This is a genomic window from Streptomyces griseus subsp. griseus, from assembly GCF_003610995.1.
Lineage (GTDB): Bacteria > Actinomycetota > Actinomycetes > Streptomycetales > Streptomycetaceae > Streptomyces.
The window spans coordinates 605116-622983 of record NZ_CP032543.1; the positions used below are offsets into that span (position 1 = coordinate 605116).

The following is a 17868-nucleotide window of genomic DNA, read 5'->3' on the forward strand; positions in this document are numbered from 1 at the left end:
GCGAGGACAGACCCGGAACGTGCGCCGCGACCGCGCCCTACCTCTGGCTGCCACTCATCACGAAGCCGACGAACGGCGGCCACGGCACGCACCGCGTTTTCAGTAAACGCGGGCACTTGATCGAGGACATGGCCCGACACTGAGGGCTGTCCCATAACTGATCTTGCTCTGTGGTGACCTCGCCGGTGCCAGGTCCGAGCAAAGCTTGCGCGCCGTTCCGGACAGACACTTTTGCCGGGTTGAGCTCGGGCGCCTTCGGCAACGGCAGCTCTGTCCGGTATCCACACCTCGTCGGCGAGGTCCGCCATGCCTCCCGCATCCGGGCCGCGGCTTCCTCCAACCGCGGGGCGTTGGAGAGCAGGCGCAGCATCGCCGCCGCTCTCAACCCGTCGATGCTGGCCGGGTGCCATCCTCAGCTCAGTCCTGCTCGGGGCGGTGAAGGAAACCGGGCACCCAGCGAAGGGGAGCGCGGGCCGGAAAGAGCGTCAGCCGTCCGCCGAGGTCGATCAGGATCTCCTTTCGCGCCTGTCCATCCGCAGCACGGAACCAACGGTCCGCAACCGGTCTCGCCAGTCGGCCGCCGGATCAGGCCAGGCGCCTGCCATGGCTCAGCCTCGAGAGTAGCGAGCTCCCGTCCCGGCTTGGCATACCCGTCCCGGAAACCACGTCGGGGAGACCGGCGAAGTTCTCGACCTCGGTGGCGGTCGTGAGAGAGCCACCGACGAAGATGCCGCTAACCGAAAGCAGGGGCCCGCCGCTGGGCGCGGGCGGCGTAGAGCGCGGCGGAGTATCCGGCGGGGCCGGAGCCGATGATGACGACGTCGCGTATCCCACTCACGCCGTCGCCTCCGGCTTCGCCGGGGCGATCTCGGCGATCAGGCCCTCGACCAGGGTCTTGATCTCGTCGCGGATCGGGCGGACGGCCTCGACGCCTTGGCCGGCCGGGTCCTCCAGCTTCCAGTCGAGGTAGCGCTTGCCGGGGAAGACGGGGCAGGTGTCGCCGCAGCCCATGGTGATGCAGACGTCCGACTCGCGGACCGCGTCGACGGTGAGGATCTTCGGCGTCTCGGCGGAGATGTCGATGCCGACCTCGGCCATGGCCTCGACGGCGGCCGGGTTGACCCGGTCGCCGGGGTTGGAGCCTGCGGAGCGGACCTCGACGCGGTCGCCGGCCAGGTGGGTCAGCCACGCGGCGGCCATCTGGGAGCGGCCGGCGTTGTGGACACAGACGAACAGGACGGACGGCTTGTCGGCCATGGTGATCGCTCTCTCGTCGCATGGCGGAACCCAGCCGCCAATGACTTCAGCCCCTGCTGGTATCAGCAGATAGTGGTGTGAGAGTATCAGCGCATGCTGACTTCAGTCGATCCTGATGTGATCCGGGTGCTGGGCGATCCGCTCCGCCTGAAGATCGTGACCCTGCTCGCGCGCGAAACGCTCTGCACGACGCACCTGGTCGAGGAGACCGGAGCCAAGCAGACCAATCTGTCCAACCACATGAAGGTGCTGCGCGAGGCCGGGATCGTGGAGACCGAGCCGTGCGGCCGCTTCACCTACTACAAGCTCAAGCCCGAGGTCCTGGCCGGCCTGTCCGAGCAGTTCGCCGAGCTCGCTGCCTCGGCCCGCACCGCCGCCGAGAACAAGAGGGCCTGCCCGTGACCGCCACCGAGCCCACCACCGCCTCCGCTCCGAAGGGCGGTGGGGGCGGCGACTCGATCGTAAGGAAGCTTTCAACCCTCGACCGCTACCTCGCGGTGTGGATCCTGCTCGCCATGGCCGTCGGCCTGGGCCTGGGCCGCCTGATCCCGGGGATGAACGACGCGCTCGCGAAGATCGAGATCGGCGGGATCTCCCTGCCGATCGCCCTCGGCCTGCTCGTGATGATGTACCCGGTCCTCGCGAAGGTCCGCTACGACCGGCTCGACCGCGTGACCAGCGACCGCAAGCTCCTGGTCTCCTCGCTGGTCATCAACTGGATCGTCGGCCCGGCGGTGATGTTCGCCCTGGCGTGGATCTTCCTGCCGGACCTGCCCGAGTACCGCACCGGCCTGATCATCGTCGGCTTGGCCCGCTGCATCGCCATGGTCATCATCTGGAACGACCTGGCCTGCGGCGACCGCGAGGCAGCCGCCGTCCTCGTCGCCCTGAATTCCGTCTTCCAGGTACTCGCGTTCGGACTGCTGGGCTGGTTCTACCTCGACCTCCTTCCGCGGTGGATGAACCTCGGCGACGGCCAGGGCCTGGACGTGTCCGTCTGGCACATCGCCTTGAACGTGATCATCTTCCTCGGCATCCCGCTGTTGGCCGGCTTCCTCACCCGCCGCATCGGGGAGCAGAAGATGGGCCGCGACACCTACGAGGCGAAGTTCCTGCCGAAGATCGGCCCGTGGGCGCTGTACGGGCTGCTGTTCACGATCGTCATCCTCTTCGCCCTCCAGGGCAAGACCATCACCTCGCAGCCGCTGGACGTCGTGCGGATCGCGCTGCCGCTGCTGGTCTACTTCGCCGTCATGTTCTTCGGCACGTTCCTCTTCGGCAAGGGCCTGGGCCTGGCCTACGACCGAACCACGACCCTGGCGTTCACCGCGGCGGGCAACAACTTCGAGCTGGCCATCGCGGTCGCCATCGCCACCTTCGGCGTCACCTCCGGCCAGGCGCTGTCCGGCGTCGTCGGACCGCTCATCGAGGTCCCGGTCCTGATCGGCCTGGTCTACGTCGCGCTCGCCTGGCGACGGAAGTTCGCCCCGGGCGCGGTGACGACCGCCCCGTGACCCAGCACACGGATGTGGTGGTCGGCGGCGGCCAGGGCAGGACTTACCGCCGGCTACCACCTGCGCTGACGCGGCCTCGACTACCTCGCCGACTACGAGAAGCGCTACGCGCCTGACCATCCTGCACGGCGCCCGCGCGGGCGCCGTGCGCCGCGACGCTCCGGGTCGAGGCCGACGCGGGCACCTGGCGAGCCCGTGCGGTCATCAGCGCCACGAGCAACTGGACGCGCCCTTCCTTCCCGACGTCCTAATAATCCAGTGCGGTTTCGTGAATCGACCAGCTGGCCGCGGGGGGCGAGCGGTCGTCAGCAGTCGCCGCGTCGGGCCGGGGCGGATGTCGTGAGGCCGCGGCGGCCCTGAGGATGACGGTGGTCGGCGTTCCGGCTCACACCCAGGACGAGTTGCAGTGAATAGTCCATTCCGGTGGTTCAGCGCTCCGGGGAAAATGTAGCGTCGCGATCATGGAATCGCTGATGGCTACGACCGCTGACCAGGCACCGGCGAACCCTGCCGCCACCGATGACATGCTGGCCACTCAGCCGATCGGATACTGGAGCGGCTCGGCTCAGGCGACCGGACCGGCCCGGCGTCAGCCACACTCATCGGCGTCGGTCGCCCTGCCCGCGACGCCGCACATAAGACCGTACAGTCGAGCTGACGCTCACGTGATGGCCGGGCTGCGGCGCTCGACAAGGACGACATCGCGCCAGACGCCGTGATGGCGCCCGATCCGCTCCCGCGTGCCGATGACCCGGAAGCCGGCCCGCTCGTGCACGGCGAGGCTGGCGGCGTTCTCGGGGAAGATCCCGGACTGGACGGTCCAGATACCGGCCCGCTCGGTCGATTCGATCAGCGCCCTGAGCAGGGTGGAAGCGATCCCGCGGCCGCGGGCCGCCGGATGGACGTAGACGGAGTGCTCGACCACCCCCGCGTACGAGCACCGGTCGGAAACCCGGCTCGCCGCGACCCACCCCAGCACCTTCCCGTTCCCCTCGACGGCGGCGAAGCGGTGCTCGGGCAGCTTCGCCGCGTCGAACGCCTCCCACGCCGGGGCGGCGGTCTCGAAGGTGGCGTTCCCTTCGTCGACACCCGCCTGGTAGATCGCCAGCATCTGCTCGGCGTGCTCCGCCGCCAGTGGCACGACCACGGCACTCAGTACCCCGCCCATTGCGCCCGCCGCCTTTCCGTACGACTGTCAGGCCGCGGCCGGCATGGCCAGCAACTGGCCCATCGCGGCAAGCACCGAGGGCTCGACCCGGTAGTACACCCAGGTGCCGCGCCGCTCGGAGGTGAGCAGACCGGCCTCCTTGAGCTTCTTCAGGTGGTGGGAAACGGTGGGCTGGGAGACGCCGACGTCGGAGATGTCGCACACACACGCCTCCCCTCCCTCGTGCGAGGCGACGGCGGAGAAGAGCCGCAGCCGCACCGGGTCACCGAGCGCCTTGAACATCCGCGCCGCGGTTTCGGCCTCCGTGGCACTCATGGGGCGCTCGGTCAGCGGCGGGCAGCACGGCACCACACCCTGGCCACCCGTGGGGTCGAGGAGCGGCAGCTCCTGCACATTCGACATAAGCCTATGTTGACACACGTCGAACCAGCCTGGGGAGGGTCGCCATCGGCACACGAGCCGGGCGGCCACGCGCCGGGCGACCTGCTCCGCCTCCCGGCCGACACCGCGCAGCGAGTTCGAACGGGCTGCCCCGGCGGGCGCACCAGAAGCCGGCCGAGGGGCGCGGCGTCCAGGCCGGTGCGGGCCGTCCAGAAGTGCAGGTCCCGGCCGAGAATTCACGGGGCGGCGATCTGCGCCGCGGAACTTACGGCCCCGACCACCACCAGTCGGCCGCCGGTGACGGGCGCTGGGCTGCGGTAGTCGGCAGCATGCAGCGCCTGCCGGGCCAACTCCGTCAGACCCGGCAGCACCGGCCGGTGCGGTCGGACGCCTCCACCACCATCGGCCGCAGCCCGCGACCCAGCAGCGCGCGGGCGGCGGCGAATCCGACCGGCCGCCACCGATGACATCGACGTCGCTGTGCTCCGTGAACCATTGCGTAATTCGATAGACGTCTATGTTGACGCTCATCAATACAGGTGTGATGCTGGGCCGCGCAAGCCATCGACAGATGTCGAACCACGCAAGGAGCCACCGTGAACGCGCCCGCCACCCCCGAGCTGCCCGTCGCCGTGATCGGAGCAGGCCCCTCCGGCCTGGCCGCCGCCGCCCACCTGCTCGATCAGGGCATCGAACCCCTCGTTCTTGAAGCCGGCCAGCAGGCCGGCGCCGCAGTGCGCGATTGGGCACACGTGCGCCTGTTCTCCACTTGGGGCGAGGTCATCGACCCGGTTGCCGAGAAGTTCCTCGCTTCCACCGGCTGGACCCGCCCCGACCCGGACACCTATCCCTCCGGCGGCGACTGGGCCGAGCAGTACCTCCAGCCGCTCGCCGACGCCCTCGGCGACCGGGTCCGCCTCGGCGCCATGGTCACCGGCGTCTCGCGCGCCGGCCGCGACCGCATCGTCGACGCCGACCGCGAGCAGCAGCCCTTCGTCGTGCACCTCACCCACGCCGACGGCCGCGAGGAACGCATCTTCGCCCGCTCCGTCATCGACGCCTCCGGCACATGGGCCACGCCCAGCCCGGCCGGCGGCAGCGGCCTGGCCGCCCTCGGGGAACACGCGGCGAGCGACCGGATCACCTACCGCGTCCCGAACCTCAAGAACCCCGCCACCCGCGCCCGCTACGCAGGCAGGCGCACCGCCGTGATCGGATCCGGCGCCTCCGCGTTCACCGCCCTCGCCTACCTCGCCGACCTCGCCAAGTCCAAGGACGGCACAGGCACCAAGGGCGTCTGGATCCTGCGCCGGGGCATCTCCGGCTCCGCCTTCGGCGGCGGCGAAGCCGACCAGCTCCCCGCCCGCGGCGCCCTGGGCCTCGCAGCGAAGGCCGCCGTCGACGAGGGCCACGCCGACGCCGTGACCGGCTTCCGCACCGAAGCGGTCGAACGCGACACCGACGGCCGCCTGACCCTCGTCGGCGAGGACGGCCGCCGCCTGGACTCCGTCGACGAGCTGATCGTGCTGACCGGCTTCCGCCCCGACCTGTCCTTCCTTAACGAACTGCGCCTGGACCTCGACGAGCGCCTCCAGGCCCCGGCCGAGCTCGCGCCGCTGATCGACCCCAACCAGCACTCCTGCGGCACCGTCTACCCCCACGGCCACCGCGAGCTCTCCCACCCCGAACCCGGCGTATACCTCGTCGGGATGAAGTCCTACGGCCGCGCCCCGACGTTCCTCGCGATGACCGGCTACGAGCAGGTCCGCTCGGTAGCCGCCGCGATCGCCGGCGACCTCGCCTCCGCCGACCGCGTCGAACTCGCCCTCCCCGAGACCGGAGTCTGCGGCGGAGCCGGCCTTTTCGACACCTCCGACACCAGGGAAACCGACAGCGAAGGCTGCTGCGCGCCCACCCCGCCTCTCGTCCAGCTCGGCACCCCCGCCACGGTCGGCGCATCTGCCGAAGAGGCTCCAGCAGGCGGCTACTGCAGCTCGTGACCAACCGGGGTGCCCCGACGAGCTGGTCCAGCTGCTGGCCGAAGAAGGCCCAGGCGCGACCCGCTCGACACCCGTACCCCGGCCCACAGGCGGGGCAAGCCGGGTGCTGTTCAGGTCGATCGCTTATCGTGCCCGCGCACCGCGGAACTGTCCGCGGTGCGCATTCGGCAAGGAGAGAACGCCGTGAGCAGCATGCCTCCGCCCGCAGTCGGGCTCCCGGACGAACTCCGGCGGCGCCTTGGCGTGCCGGACGCGGTGATGATCGGGCTGGGGTCGATGATCGGCGCCGGAATCTTCGCCTCGCTGGCCCCGGCCGCCCGCGCCGCCGAATCCGGCCTGCTGCTCGGACTGGCCCTGGCCGCGGTCGTTGCCTACTGCAACGCCACCTCCTCCGCCCGGCTCGCCGCCCTCTACCCGGCCTCGGGCGGTACCTACGTCTACGGGCGCGAACGACTCGGCCCCTTCTGGGGCTACATGGCCGGCTGGGCGTTCGTCGTGGGCAAGACCGCCTCCTGCGCGGCGATGGCGCTGACCATCGGCTCCTACGTCTGGCCGGGCCATGCCCACGCGATCGCGGTGGCCGCCGTGGTGGCCCTGACCGCCGTCAACTACGCGGGCATCCAGAAGTCCGCCCTGCTCACCCGCGGCATCGTGGCGGTCGTCCTGGCGGTGCTCGCCGCCGTCGCGACCGCCTCCCTGACGTCCGACGGGGTGGACACGGCCCGCCTGGGGATCGGCTCGGACGCCACGGTCGCAGGTGTGCTGCAGGCGGCCGGGCTGCTGTTCTTCGCGTTCGCCGGATATGCCCGCATCGCCACCCTCGGCGAGGAGGCCCGCGACCCGGCCCGCACCATTCCTCGGGCCATCACGATCGCCCTCGGCATCACCCTCGTCGTCTACGCCCTCGTCGCCGTCTCCGTCCTCCTCGTCCTCGGCCCCGACCAACTCGCCGCCGCCGGAGCCCCGCTCACGGACGCCGCCCGGGCGGCCGACGCCGACTGGCTCGTCCCCCTCGTACGCGTCGGCGCGGCCGTCGCCGCCCTCGGCTCCCTGCTCTCCCTGATCCTCGGCGTCTCCCGCACCACCCTGGCCATGGCCCGCGACCATCACCTCCCCCACGCCCTGGCCGCTGTGCACCCGCGCTTCAAAGTCCCTCACCGGGCCGAGCTCCTCGTCGGCGCCGTCGTCGGCGTGGCGGCCGCGACCACGGATGTACGCGGGGCGATCGGGTTCTCCTCCTTCGGCGTGCTGGCGTACTACGCCATCGCCAACGCCTCCGCCTGGACCCTGACCCCCGCCGAAGGCCGCCCGGCGCGGATCGTCCCAGTCACCGGCGTGGCGGGATGCCTCGTCCTGGCCTTCGCCCTGCCGCCGTCCTCCGTGCTCACCGGAGCCGCCGTCCTACTCATCGGCGCAGCCACGTACGGCATCCGCCGCGTCAGCACACACCACCAGCAGGGCATCTGATCAGATGCTCACGCCGATGTAGGGGATATGTTCGTTTCCATTCGCCAGGTTGGGACGGATTCTTCGGTCAGTTCGGCGGACGTTTTGTTAGTCATCGGACACGCGCCCCGGGGATCACGCGAAGGAAAAGCTCCCAACAACCCGTCTGGCACCAGTTGCCGCCCCACCTCCATGCCATGGACAACGAGGACCCCGGCCAGCCGTCGACAGGAAAGGCGCTCGATGCTGGCACGAACGATTCTCGGCAAGCATCTTCGAGAGGCATGACCGCCCTGACCGACTGCCTAAAGGCCGTCTTCGCGATGCTGGGCCCGAACGGAACTGCCGCTGGACGCACTGGAAATGGCATTGTGGAGGCCGAGGATCACGAGGGGCTCCGACCTCATCCGTCACAGCGACCGCGGGTCGCGATACGTGTCAATTCGGTATACCGACCGGCTCGCAGACATCGGTGCCTTCGCCTCCGTCGGGTCGGGCGCGGACTCGTATGACAACGCGATGGCCGAGGCACTGAACGGCACCTCCAAGGCCGAACTCATAGAGACGCAGCACCCCTGGAAGGACGTCACCGGGTCGAACGGACGATCTTCCAATGGATCACCTGGTACAACGGAGAACGTCTTCACTCCGCGCTCGACTACGTTTCGCCCGCCGAGTACGAGGGAGCCCTCCGGCGAAGCAAGGAGCAGACCCCGCGGCCCGCCTGAACCAAGATCACCGGATCTCTACGAAACTCGGGGCAGCTCAGGGTGTGCGGCAGGGGTGTCAGGGCAGGGCCGTCGGGCCAACCAGGCCCGTTGTCAGTGGCGTCCGGCAGAATTCGCTTCACCGGCGCCACCATGACCTGGCGTCGCCCGGTAGGAGAAGAGGATTCCTGTGCGTGAACTGCCCATGTTCGAACGTCTTTACCCCGACGTCCAGCTGATTTCCCCCTCGGAGAGGTTCGTGCTGCGGTGCGACTCGGAGGGTGTCGCCGTGGTCACCGACACCGACCGCGATCAGGTCGTCTGGCGTGCGGGCGCAACTGGACAACTGCTTCTCGGACACGGGTACGAGGTCGTCGTCGAGGGCGGGCAGGACGACGAAACGGTCTGGCGCTCCGGTTTCGCCGCGCCCGGGGCCCAGTACCTCACCCTCACGGACGCCGGAGAACTGGAACTCCTGGACCGCACACACGTCCGCCTGGGCAACATACGCACCGGACTCACCGACCCTACGCCGCTGGGGGACACGGCGCCCGCAGCTGCCATCACCGGCGACACCTATCTGGTCAAGGAGGGGAAGACGCGGCGGACAGTGGCCCGCGAGCAGGACGGCTGGCTGCGGGTCTGCGAGTACGGGAAGAGCGGGGGTAGGAGCTACGCGCTGACCCGTCCGCTGGTCGACTGGTTCGAACAGGAAGACACCGTGCTCACCTGGCGCCGGCACCTGGCGGGTGGTTCGAAATCCAAAAGCCTGATGCTGTGCCTGGTCGACTCCGCCGGAACCGTCCTGTGGCACGAGGGCACCCAGCGCCCGCATGGACCGGTCCCCCCGGGAGAGCCCTACGCGTTCGGTGGGCCCGCGCTGGAGGCGGGAGGGCGCCTGCGCAACCAGTCCCTGACGTCTCCCGCAGGTACGCACACCCTGGCTCACCAGGGCAACGGCGACCTGACCCTGTACTGCCACACCGAGCGCCGGGCTGTGTGGTCGACCGGCACGGGATGGGTGGACGGAGGATGGGCCGAGCTCTCCGAGGACGGTGTCCTCTCCGTCCGCAACACCCATGGTGTCCCGGTGTGGAGCTCCGGCCCGTCCGGTTCGGGAGCCCGCCGGCTCGTCGTCGGTGATGACGGCCGTGCCGAACTGCATGACGAGGACGGCCGGCCGGTGTGGTCAACCGGCACACACACGGCATGCCACGGACCCACGGCCGACGCCCCGCGGGGTGCCGTGCTGCGCCGAGGACAGACACTCGGACGGCACTCCCTCACCTCCCCCGACGGAAACACCGTGCTCGGACACTGGGACGAACGCCGCCTCGTTCTGTTCGGGGCCGACCAGACCTGGCTCTGGTACGCGCACCTCGGCGAGACGGCCGAGCCCGGACTACGGCTCGACGAGGACGGCATGCTGCGCGTTCTCGGCGACGACCGCCCGCCGCTGGGCGGACCAGCCGACGAACTGCGTGTCGAGGAGGGCGGAGTGGTCCTGTGCCGTGCCGACGGCACCGTCGTCTGGCGCGACGGGGAGCCGGTGGCCGAGCCGGCCGCTGCCACGAACCCGCCCGCACAGGGAGGACTCGTGAAGAGCCTGCCGGACACGGACGAGACCCTGTTGATCCGCACCGACTTCTCCGACCCGACCGCTTGGCAAGCCCTGCTCACGATCGTCACGACACCGAGTCAGGACGGCTTCCTGGCGGACGTCCACCCCGTGGATGATCTCGCCTATCGTGATCTGACGACCGAACAGATCCTGTCGGCGGCAGGCGAGCTGGACACCGATCTTCTCATCGTGGCCGACAAGACAGCTCTCACGGCGCCGGAGATGCCGCTGCTGGCCCTCCTGCTCTCCGACGAGAACGACGAAAGCGGGGAGGGTGAGGCCGGGCAGGAGCACGGCCGACTCCGAGTCGTAGCCACAGAACTGTGGTCCGTCGAGAACAATCTCTCCCTCGCCAACATGGATTGGGAGGACTTCGAGAACGCCTCCGACGGCGGGGTCTTCCGGGGCTTCTGACCTCGGCAGGATCGAAGGGGCGTCCCGAAACACATCAGATGAGTCGAGCACCCTCCGTCCATGGCGACGGCACAGGGTGGGCGTGCCGTCCACGCGGGCGATTCGTCGGCGTCATGCCGGGGCGTCGTCCCGACCCTGAGCTACAGCGGAACGCGCTCGAGCCCCGTTCGGAGTCGGAGAGGTCATTGGAGCAGCCTATTTCCGCCACAAATCGCAGTTGGTCCATGAATCAGATGTTTCGCCTCTGGGCTGCGTTTGCAGGTGGGAGGACACCGGGTGAGGGTTGAGGGGTCCAGGAATTCCTTGGGGTGCAATCCAACATCTCGGTAAGGGGCCTGGATGGGAGGAGCCAGCCATGACCGACATGGCGATGACGTCATTGCGGACGGCTCCCTGAGTCGGCGCCGGCGGCTCAAACGTTGCGGTTACGCGAATCGGGCAAGTGGAAGTTTAGGAGACCCCAGATGGCTACGCAGGTCAGCAAAGCGGTCCTGGTACGGCTTCAAGCACTCCCCGGCAGGGAGGACGACGTCCGCGACTTCCTGAATCAGGGGCTGTCAATCGTTGAGGGGGAGCCCGGGACGGTGAGGTGGTTCGGAATCCAGTTCGGACCCTCGTCGTTCGGGATCTTCGACGCTTTCCCCGACGACGACGGGCGCCAAGCACACCTGTCGGGCGCGGTCGCGCAGGCGCTCAGCCAGAAATCGGGTGAGCTCTTCGAGGAGCCCACGATCGAGCTGATCGATGTGGTCGCGGAGAAGCAGCCCGCTTAAGACCCCGTGAGGACGGCCAGGGTGACGCGTCACTTCCCGGGCGGGGCGGAGGCTCCAGGATCGTGTAGCTCGTCCAGGCTCCGCTGGTCCGGAAGGCGACTCCCTCGGCGGATCGTCCCGTTCTCTGCGTTGACTGATCGGGTACCCAGTGCCGGAGTGAGGGAGCCCATCACGACAGTCATGAATCCTCTTTCGAGGGATGTTCGCGGAACGACGGAGAGGATCGGAGTGTGCGTACACGAACCAGCCCGGTACTGGTTGCTGACGCCGGGTCATCGAGCCTGCGTCTGACGGTCTTCGGCGACGGTGGCCACGTCCTCAACGAACACCACAGTGAGTCCCCGCCGAGTAAAGGAGCGACCCAGGCGCTGCGGCAGTTGCTGAAGGAAGGACCGCCTCCTGCAGCTGCGGGACACCGTATCGTCCACGGGGGACCGGAGCTGCGCAGCCATACTCTGCTGGACGACGCTGTCCGTGCCCGCTTGACCCAGGTGGCAGACCTCGCGCCCTTGCACGTCCCGCAAGCACTGACCGTGGTGGACGCGGCCCGGGATCTGCTGCCGGGAGTTCCCCATGTCGCCTGTTTCGACACCGTCTTCCACTCCGGCCTGACCGCCGCGGCAAGGGAGTACGCGGTACCTGCCGATTGGCGCCACACGTACGGACTGCGCCGCTACGGCTTCCACGGCCTCTCCTACGCCTGGGCGCTGGCCCGGACATCTGAACTCCTCGGCCGCGGCCCCGAGCAGCTGCACCTGGTGATGGTGCACCTCGGGGGTGGCTGCTCCGCTTGCGCGGTCCGCGACGGGCGCAGTGTCGACACGACGATGGGCTTCACGCCCTTGGAGGGGCTGGTGATGAGTCGTCGCAGCGGCAGCGTCGACCCTGGCGCCCTGACCTGGCTGCTCACACGGAAGAATCTACCTGCGAACGAGATCGAGGACGTTCTGAATCGGAGGTCCGGTCTGCTCGGCCTGTCGGGCACATCGGGCGACACGCGGGACCTGGTCCGCAGCCGGACGGCAGGCGACGAGCGCGCCGCACTCGCCCTGGACGTCTTCACCCACCAGTGCCGACGCGGCATCGCCGGGATGGCCGCATCCCTGAGCCGCCTGGACGCTCTCGTCTTCACCGGCGAGATCGGCGAGGATCAGCCCGAGGTTCGTGAGGAGGTGTGCGCCGGCCTGTCCGTGCTCGGCCTCACGGGCGGCCTGCGACCACTGGTCGCCGAACGCCCCGAGATCGTCAGTGAGCCCGGCGCCCGTGTCCCCGTCGTGGTCATCCCCACGGGAGAGGCCCAGCAGATCAATGTCGAGACCCGGGCTCTTCTGGATCGCGGCTGAGACGAGCCGAGGCACGGCGTGACCAGGGGGCGTCAGTGCTGACCGCGCGGGGAGGTCAGGCCTTGCTCACACCGACGTCCGTGGCGCCGGCCCGGCGTTCGGTGATGGAGCGGTGCAGGGCTCCGAGCGCGGTGGCCTGGACGATGGCACCGATGGGAATGCCTATCAGTCCGACGGGACCGGCCACGAGGAACAGCATCGAGGTCGGTGCGGTGGCCAGGACCGCCCACAACCCGGCGAAGCTGGCGTCTCCGGAGGAGGACGCGGAGACGGTGTCGATGGTCACCCACACGCACACCGCAAGGACAACGCCCAGATACCCCAGAGCCAGCGGGTTGACCAGGTAGTGGCGGAGAGTCAGAGGCAGCGAACGAGGATTCTTGTCCATGGTGGATCTCCAGGGGATACCGGAATGCCCGGTGTGGTGGCCGATGTGCTGATGATCCGAACGATGCCGTGCGCCGACATCCGCCACATGAGTAGCCATACTCACGTTTCCCCGCTCTCGGCCAGGTTCCCGCACACCGGGGCGGTTGAGGTATGCCGTCGGTGTGCTCCGGTGTGATCCATCAGCCGGATCCGCCCAGGACGATCTTCCATACTCGCGTGGCCACCGGAAGGTTGAGCCGGTCCTCGACGTTGGCGAGATCGTTGCCGCTGATCTCGCGGATGCGCTGGAGCCGGTAGCGCAATGTGCTGCGGTGGATGGAAAGAGAAGCGGCTGTCTCGTCGTAGTTGCCGCCGCAGTCGAAGTACCGGGCCAGGGTCTCCGTCATGGCCGAGTTGTTTCCCGCGTCGTAATCGATGAGCTTCCCGAGCCACTCGTGGACGAACGCCTCCAGTTCCCGGAGATTGTTGCCGGGTCCCAGGATGCGATAGAGACCGAGTTGGTCGAAGAACGTCATCCCGTATTGCTTGCGGGAGTGGCGCAGCACTTCCAGGGCGCGCTGCGCCTCCTGGTAGTGCTGAGGGAAGTCGTCGGGGGAGTCGCACCGCGCGCTCACGCCGATGCTCCCGGACGGCGCGCCCGTGTCCTGGGCGATTGCCTCGTACAGCGCTCCGGCGTGCGGCCGCTCATCAGCGAGGAGGACCACGTGCTCGACCCCTCGGGTCAGCAGCGAGCGCATGCCCACGGCGGAGGCCGCCCTGCCCACGACCTGCGCGAAGGAGTCGTCCGCGTCCCGGTCCGACCACCGCACCACGACGATGTAGTGGCTGCGGCGCAGATCGTGACCGACGGCCTCGGACCTGGCGTAGGCGCTGGTCTCATCCGTTCCTGCCAGGAGGTCGTCGGCCAGCTCACGGTGCAGCCTCAGTTCGACTTCGGCCTGGTTGCGCAGGTGCGCCAGCTCCGGGGCGAGCGACATGACGGCCTGTTCCAACGCGAGCACCGCGTGCTCGTCCGCCTCGCCCAGGGGGTCGACCAGAGCCAGCATGCCCAGGATCTCGCCGTGCGCGCGCACCAGAGCGATCAGTCGGCCCTCGATCCGCGTCGGCCCCGCCTCCCGGGCGGCCTTGTTGAGCAGTGCCGTCTGGCGTACGGGATCCGGCTCCGGATAAGGGTCGGGCCGCTGGGGGCCTGCCCAGGACCTGAGTCGGCCGAAGCGGTCCTCGACCAGGGCGGGAAGTCCCGTCAGCGCGTGCAGGGCGCGGGTGACGGCCACATCGTCACCGCCCGAGGCTGCGACGTCGGCCGTGAGCCCATGTACAGACTCCCGGTACGCCAGCTCCCCCACGACGGTGACCAGCTGCCGTTGAAGTGCCGCACGTTCCTCCCTCAGGTCATGCAGTTCCCCTGCCTCCTCCCGGCGGCGGCGCTGTGCGAAGGCGACCGAGAGCGCGGCAGCCGTGTGCCGGACGAGCGTGGCGAGCAGGAACCGCTCGGTTCCGGTAGGCGGGGAGCGGGACGTCACCACGAGGTATCCGTGCAGGCCATCGAGTCCGCGCAGCCCCAGGGCCTGACCCCCATGCCTGCCGGGTACGGCCACAGAGCCGTCCTGCCCCGCCAGGTCTCGTACTCTCGGCTGCACCATGAGGGCGTGATCCTGGCGGTTCCCCGCGCTGGGGACCAGGTCGCCGCCGGCATCGAGCAGGTAACCAGCCTCGGCGATATATGGCCCGGCGGTGGCGACGTGGTCCATGGCCAGGCGCAGGATCTCGTTTTCGTCCCAGGTCGCGAAGAGGTCGCGGAGCAACGCCGTCAGTTGCTGGAGGGAGCGGCCGCCGGAAGAAGACGGCTGCGGCCCTCTCCGAGCGATTGCGGTCGGTTGTCGGTGGCCGACGGCTGACCGGCTGCCCTTCCTGTGGGAGTGGCTGATCAGGATGTGCGGCCGACGCTTCACCATGGGTACCGTTCCCGAGCTGTCGAAGGGCCGGACGAACGCTGTTCCGGGTCACTGCCCGTGAGGCCACTCCGTGCGTAATATCCGTAATTTCACCTTAGTACGTGCAGAGCGAGAGGGCTCATGTGTTTTGGTCCCGCCAGGCGCAGGCGCGGAGCAAAACGGCTCGACATGCTGGGAGCGTTCGGAAGCCTCCGCGTACACGTAGCCAGAAGTAGCGGAATATCCGAGGCAGAGCGTCGCTACAGGTCGGTAGCCCCGCTCAGGACGTTTCGGTCCAGGTGTGTGAGAGCCCGGGCGGGGCGCGGCCCTCCGTGGAGGTCTTCTCCGTTGGAGAACGACAGCGAACCGGCAAACGGCGCAAGCCGCAGCACCGGGAGGAGTTCCTCATGGCCAGGGCAGTGGGTATAGATCTCGGCACCACCAACTCGGTGATCGCCGCGTGGGAGGGCGGTGAGCCGTCCGTGGTTCCCAATACCGAGGGCAATCGGACGACACCGTCGGTGGTCGCCTTCACCGACACGGGGGAGCGCATCGTGGGCCAGATGGCCCGGCGCCAGGCGATCCTCAACCCCAAAGGGACCATCTATTCGGCCAAGCGGTTCATAGGCCGGCACTTCGACGAGATCTCCGACGAGGCGAAGGCGGTGGCGTACGACGTCGTCGAGGGCGACGGCGGGGCGGCCCGCTTCGCGGTGCGTGACAAGCTGTACGCGCCGGAGGAGATCAGCGCACAGGTGCTGCGCAAACTCGCCGAAGATGCCTCCAAGCAGCTGGGCGAGCGTGTCACGGAGGCGGTCATCACGGTGCCCGCCTACTTCAACGACGCCCAGCGCACCGCCACCAAGGATGCCGGCCGGATCGCGGGGCTGGAGGTGCTGCGGATCATCAACGAGCCGACGGCGGCCGCTCTCGCGTACGGCATGGACAAGAAGGAGCACGAGACCGTCCTCGTCTTCGACCTGGGCGGCGGAACTTTCGACGTGAGCATCCTCGACGTCGGCGACGGCGTGGTGGAGGTGCGTTCCACCGCCGGGGACAGCCACCTGGGCGGCGACGACTTCGACCGGCGCCTGGTGGACCATCTCGCGGACGGCTTCCAGAAGGAGAACGGCATCGACCTGCGGAACGACCCGCAGGCACTGCAACGGCTGTTCGAGGCGGCGGAGAAGGCCAAGACCGAACTCAGCTCTGTCACCCAGACGCAGGTCAGCCTGCCGTTCATCACCGCCGACGCGTCGGGCCCCAAACACCTCACCGAATCCGTCATGCGCTCCACTTTCGAACAGATCACCAGCGATCTGGTGGAGCGGTGCCTGGAGCCGGTCAAGCAGGCCATGGCCGACGCCAAGGTCGGCGAGAGCGACATCGACGAGGTCATCCTCGTGGGCGGCTCCACCCGGATACCCGCCGTGCAGGCCCTGGTCCGGCGGCTGACCGGCGGCAAGGACCCCAACATGAGCGTCAACCCCGACGAGGTCGTGGCCCTGGGCGCCGCGATTCAGGCCGGAGTGCTCAAGGGTGAGGTCAAGGACGTCCTGCTGCTCGACGTCACGCCCCTGTCCCTGGGCGTCGAAACGCGCGGCGGAGTCATGACGAAGATCATCGAGCGGAACACCACCATCCCGGTACGGCGTACCGAGACGTTCTCCACCGCCGACGACAACCAGCCGGCCGTTGATGTGGTGGTCCTCCAGGGTGAGCGCGAGCGTGCTGCCGACAACCGCGTGCTCGGCCGGTTCCAGCTCACCGACATCCGGCCGGCGCCGCGAGGTGAACCGCAGATCGAGGTCACCTTCGACATCGACGCCAACGGCATCCTCAATGTCACGGCGCGCGACGGGGACACCGGCAAGGAACAAGGCATCACCATCAGCGAAAGCTCCAACCTGGACCGTGGCGAGGTCGAGCGCATGGTGCAGGAGGCCGAGCGGAACCAGGGCCAGGACCGGGAGCTCCGCGAAGCCGTCGACGCCCGCAACGAGCTCGACGCTGTCGCGTACCAGGTCGAGAAGCGCTTGGCCGAACTCGGTGACGCGGCCCCCGCGCACGAAAGGGCCCGGGCCGAGATGCTCATCTCCGATGCCCGGGCGGCGGTCAAGGAAGAGGCCGGCGTGGAGCGCGTGCGGCCACTGGCCTCCGAACTCCAGCAGATCCACGCCGGACTGGCTGCCCAGCCGGGTGCCGCCGCTACGGGCGACCCGGGTCAGGGCGCTTCCGCCGATGCTCCCCCGAGCGGTGGCAGCGGCGACGATGACGTCATCGACGCCGAGTTCGACAAGGGTTGAGGCCGCCATGACCCGCCTTCCCGAAGAACCTGACCGGGCAGCGTCGGTCGGACCGGCTCCGAAGGACGCCGTAAGCCCTCCTGGCGAGGAGCCGCATCACCCCGGCCCGGCTCTCCGGCCGCAAGCGACGGCGGACGAAGCGCGAGCCGACGCGGTCGGCCCCGCATCCGCGGCGGACGAGCACGCAGCCGCGGTGCGGGAGCTGGAGGACCGGTGGCGGCGCGCCCTCGCCGATCTCGACAACCTGCGCAAGCGTCATGCGAGGGAGTTGGAGCGGGAGCGGATGGTCGAGCGTTCGCGTACGGCCGCCGCCTTCCTGCCCGTCCTGGACAACCTCGAACTCGCCCTCTCCCACGCCGACGCCGACTCAGGTGCGGTCGTGGAGGGCGTCCGGGCAGTCCGCGACCAAGCGGTGGGCGTCCTAGAACAGCTCGGCTACCCGCGGCACGCGGAGACCGGAGTGGCCTTCGACCCGGCCCACCACGAGGTGGTCAGTGTGGTCGATGACCCCGACATCGAGCCGGGCACCGTCGTGCAGGTGCTGCGCCCGGGCTACGGCGACGGCGATCGGCAGCTCAGGCCCGCCTCCGTGACCGTCGCGAAGCGGGAGTGAC

General features: G+C 69.1%; 16 protein-coding genes and 2 pseudogenes. 12 read left to right on the forward strand and 6 right to left on the reverse strand.

What is annotated here, in order from left to right; translation table 11 throughout:
- Positions 1 to 733: 733 nt before the first annotated feature.
- Both D6270_RS32710 and D6270_RS02715 read right to left on the reverse strand, forming a co-directional pair.
- On the reverse strand, positions 734 to 838 hold the full coding sequence (locus D6270_RS32710; protein ID WP_225976754.1) for an FAD-dependent oxidoreductase: 105 nt from the start codon (positions 836 to 838) through the stop codon (positions 734 to 736).
- Positions 835 to 1257, reverse strand: a complete 423-nt coding sequence (locus D6270_RS02715; protein ID WP_030329995.1) for an arsenate reductase ArsC — start codon at positions 1255 to 1257, stop codon at positions 835 to 837. Before D6270_RS02715 ends, D6270_RS32710 begins: the two co-directional genes overlap by 4 nt.
- A 93-nt stretch (positions 1258 to 1350) precedes the next feature.
- On the opposite strand from D6270_RS02715, the gene D6270_RS02720 reads away from it, so the two are divergent.
- The 4 genes and pseudogenes from D6270_RS02720 to D6270_RS32715 all read left to right on the forward strand — a co-directional run.
- Entirely contained in the window at positions 1351 to 1659 is a 309-nt protein-coding gene (locus tag D6270_RS02720; RefSeq protein WP_030329993.1) for an ArsR/SmtB family transcription factor, read from the forward strand.
- On the forward strand, positions 1656 to 2771 hold the full coding sequence (gene arsB, locus D6270_RS02725; RefSeq protein ID WP_109166930.1) for an ACR3 family arsenite efflux transporter: 1116 nt from the start codon (positions 1656 to 1658) through the stop codon (positions 2769 to 2771). Before D6270_RS02720 ends, arsB begins: the two co-directional genes overlap by 4 nt.
- 75 nt (positions 2772 to 2846) lie before the next feature.
- Positions 2847 to 3013: pseudogene (locus D6270_RS02730) on the forward strand (pyridine nucleotide-disulfide oxidoreductase); the annotation flags it as partial.
- A gap of 219 nt (positions 3014 to 3232) precedes the next feature.
- Positions 3233 to 3343, forward strand: a pseudogene (locus D6270_RS32715) (MarR family transcriptional regulator); the annotation flags it as partial.
- A gap of 89 nt (positions 3344 to 3432) precedes the next feature.
- Here D6270_RS32715 and D6270_RS02740 read toward each other — a convergent pair.
- Positions 3433 to 3939: a GNAT family N-acetyltransferase gene (locus tag D6270_RS02740; protein WP_109166928.1), complete on the reverse strand. Its 507-nt coding sequence runs from the start codon at positions 3937 to 3939 to the stop codon at positions 3433 to 3435.
- Between the two features lie 27 nt (positions 3940 to 3966).
- Entirely contained in the window at positions 3967 to 4341 is a 375-nt protein-coding gene (locus D6270_RS02745; RefSeq protein WP_029181934.1) for an ArsR/SmtB family transcription factor, read from the reverse strand.
- Positions 4342 to 4916: 575 nt separating this feature from the next.
- Here D6270_RS02745 and D6270_RS02755 point away from each other — a divergent pair.
- From D6270_RS02755 to D6270_RS02785, 6 genes are all read left to right on the forward strand, one after another.
- Positions 4917 to 6320 carry an NAD(P)-binding domain-containing protein gene (locus tag D6270_RS02755; protein ID WP_109166927.1) on the forward strand — a complete coding sequence of 468 codons (1404 nt, stop codon included), beginning with the start codon at positions 4917 to 4919 and terminating at the stop codon, positions 6318 to 6320.
- Between the two features lie 192 nt (positions 6321 to 6512).
- Entirely contained in the window at positions 6513 to 7787 is a 1275-nt protein-coding gene (locus D6270_RS02760; protein WP_109167610.1) for an APC family permease, read from the forward strand.
- A gap of 596 nt (positions 7788 to 8383) precedes the next feature.
- The gene (locus tag D6270_RS02770; RefSeq protein ID WP_234017903.1) at positions 8384 to 8494 is read left to right on the forward strand and encodes a hypothetical protein; all 111 of its coding nucleotides are present in this window, start codon (positions 8384 to 8386) and stop codon (positions 8492 to 8494) included.
- 169 nt (positions 8495 to 8663) lie between these two features.
- A complete protein-coding gene (locus D6270_RS02775) occupies positions 8664 to 10508 on the forward strand; it encodes a DUF6924 domain-containing protein (protein ID WP_109166925.1) in 1845 nt (614 codons plus the stop codon).
- 464 nt (positions 10509 to 10972) lie between these two features.
- On the forward strand, positions 10973 to 11281 hold the full coding sequence (locus D6270_RS33775; protein WP_109166924.1) for a putative quinol monooxygenase: 309 nt from the start codon (positions 10973 to 10975) through the stop codon (positions 11279 to 11281).
- Between the two features lie 230 nt (positions 11282 to 11511).
- A complete protein-coding gene (locus D6270_RS02785) occupies positions 11512 to 12624 on the forward strand; it encodes an acetate/propionate family kinase (protein WP_204117166.1) in 1113 nt (370 codons plus the stop codon).
- A gap of 55 nt (positions 12625 to 12679) precedes the next feature.
- Here D6270_RS02785 and D6270_RS02790 read toward each other — a convergent pair whose 3' ends face one another.
- Together D6270_RS02790 and D6270_RS02795 are read right to left on the reverse strand one after the other, a co-directional pair.
- Positions 12680 to 13012, reverse strand: a complete 333-nt coding sequence (locus tag D6270_RS02790) for an SCO4225 family membrane protein (RefSeq protein WP_109166923.1) — start codon at positions 13010 to 13012, stop codon at positions 12680 to 12682.
- Positions 13013 to 13193: 181 nt separating this feature from the next.
- Positions 13194 to 14969: a PucR family transcriptional regulator gene (locus D6270_RS02795; protein ID WP_109166922.1), complete on the reverse strand. Its 1776-nt coding sequence runs from the start codon at positions 14967 to 14969 to the stop codon at positions 13194 to 13196.
- Between the two features lie 386 nt (positions 14970 to 15355).
- Here D6270_RS02795 and dnaK point away from each other — a divergent pair, with 386 nt between their 5' ends.
- Both dnaK and D6270_RS02805 read left to right on the forward strand, forming a co-directional pair.
- Positions 15356 to 17254 (forward strand): molecular chaperone DnaK, encoded by a 1899-nt coding sequence (gene dnaK, locus D6270_RS02800; protein ID WP_109166921.1) that lies wholly within the window; start codon positions 15356 to 15358, stop codon positions 17252 to 17254.
- A 7-nt stretch (positions 17255 to 17261) separates the two neighbouring features.
- On the forward strand, positions 17262 to 17867 hold the full coding sequence (locus D6270_RS02805; protein WP_070202643.1) for a nucleotide exchange factor GrpE: 606 nt from the start codon (positions 17262 to 17264) through the stop codon (positions 17865 to 17867).
- Position 17868 lies beyond the last annotated feature (1 nt).